Source organism: Bacillus sp. AFS041924 (assembly GCF_002577195.1).
Classification (GTDB): Bacteria; Bacillota; Bacilli; order Bacillales; family Bacillaceae_G; genus Gottfriedia.
In genome coordinates, this window is sequence record NZ_NULG01000072.1 from 1 (window position 1) to 1910 (window position 1910).

The window sequence follows — 1910 nt, forward strand, 5'->3', positions numbered from 1 at the left end:
GAGCACTCTTCCGTTTCAATCAACTTTTCTTACAAAAAAAGCATGGGAATAAACAATTTATTAATATCCTTTACTAAAGATGAAAATATTGATTAATTACATAGTAGTTTTTGTCAACCGCTATAGATTATCGAGTTATAAGATAACATTATCAATAATATAGAAATTCGATTAGTGTATGTTTTAAAAATCAAAATCCCCTTTGTAAGAAAAATACAAAGGGGATTTTATTATTATTTATTTTTAATCTGTTTAATATAGTGAATCGTATCGTCTAATTCTAACGGATTGTGGCCTTGTTCTTTGTTTGAATAAAGTTCTATAGTTAAACGATCATATGTTAATGAATCTTTTAATGTATTTAAGCCTCTAACAAAAGGCATGAAGTGTTTAACGACGTCATGGTTACAAGCTGTATTTTGTAAGTAAAAGATATATGGCATATAGTTTATCTCTTTGAAGAACTCTAATACATTTAAACGCGTAATGTATTTTTTTGCTGATTCCTCAGGTGTTAAATTTGGGTGTGCTGCTTCTAATAGGAGATTTACATGTGATTGATAATAATTTGGAATAATTGTTTGAGGATTGTTTACTAAGGCTTTAGCGCCTCTAATAAATCCAGCTAAAACCATCGACATAAAGCCTCCACCAGATGAACCGTAAAATAAAGTATCTTCCGCTTTAACAGATAGTCTATTCATTAATTTTTCAATGATTTTTGCTATTTTTTCTAAATAAAAAGTATCATCAGTTCCGTGTCCCCAGCCTAGGCTCATTTGTCCTAAGTAAAGTGTTGGATCATTATAGTAAATCATATTTGAATCAAAATGCTCCGTCCAGGAATGACGTTGAAAAATTGGTGGTTTCATTTTAGCTGGTTCATATGCACCAGATCCAAACACAAGTAAATCGCTTGAAGCTTCGTTTGCTCTTACTAAAAATTCATAATCCACGCTATCCCAATTAACGATAAGAATAAATGGAGTATTTTGTATTATATCTATATCATTCAATTTTTCATATGTAGTATGTATGTTTCTATATTTATCTAACATATTCTCCACTCCTAGTACTGAATTTAGTTCAACCTACATACTTAAGTATACATATAATTTCGCGGAGAAATCAAACGAATTAGGCAATAAAATACGTTGTAACAAAGGCGTAATCTTTCTGTTAAAAATTTAATTTTGTGGCCGTCGACTGTTATAATAAACGTATTAACTATACTTTTACGTAAGGATTGAGGAATATTACTAGAAAACATCAATTTATCTTTTATTGGCTACCCGTATTCATCATTGCAGGGGTTATTTTTTATTCATCTTCAACACCATACGGGGATCAAGACATTAGACCACAATTAAATTACTTCAGTAAATTGAGTAATTTTATTGGCTTATTTGATTTTGTTCAAATTACATATGCAGGCAAAGTGATTAGTATTGAAACCGTTGGAACTGCTGGGTTTGCCGAATTTATTATTCGCAAGCTTGCACATTTTACAATCTTTTTATGTCTTGCATTCTTTACTACACGATTAGTAAGAATTTATTATAAACATTACTTCATTACCGGTTTATTGCTAACGGTCCTTTATGCTGCTTCAGATGAATTTCATCAATCGTTTACAGCAGACCGTACACCGCTAATGCAGGATGTTTTGATTGATTCAGCTGGTGCCATTGTCGGAGCTTGCTTATATGTGATCATCTTTAAAAGCCGAATTCTAAAGAGAAAACAAATGTAATAATAGGCCACCGATTTAGAGGTCCTAAAAAATCATTAGCTAAATATATGTTTTTGGACTTTATCAGTGGCTTCGTAAAAAATAATCGCAATCAATACAATAAAAAATCTTATCTATTAAAGATAAGATTTTTTCAGAGTGTTGAAATATAAAGTTG

2 protein-coding genes are annotated in these 1910 nt (G+C 30.7%); one reads left to right on the forward strand and one right to left on the reverse strand.

Going from position 1 to position 1910, the window contains the following annotated elements:
• Positions 1-233 precede the first annotated feature (233 nt).
• Positions 234-1058: a glycosyl transferase family 2 gene (locus COC46_RS15710; protein ID WP_098810760.1), complete on the reverse strand. Its 825-nt coding sequence runs from the start codon at positions 1056-1058 to the stop codon at positions 234-236.
• A gap of 188 nt (positions 1059-1246) precedes the next feature.
• On the opposite strand from COC46_RS15710, the gene COC46_RS15715 reads away from it, so the two are divergent.
• Positions 1247-1753 (forward strand): VanZ family protein, encoded by a 507-nt coding sequence (locus tag COC46_RS15715; protein ID WP_098810762.1) that lies wholly within the window; start codon positions 1247-1249, stop codon positions 1751-1753.
• Positions 1754-1910 lie beyond the last annotated feature (157 nt).

Bases quoted from the DNA above. Each gene is read 5' to 3' on its own strand.
- COC46_RS15710 (WP_098810760.1), bottom strand. From the start codon at position 1,058: ATGTTAGATAAATATAGAAACATACATACTACATATGAAAAATTGAAT.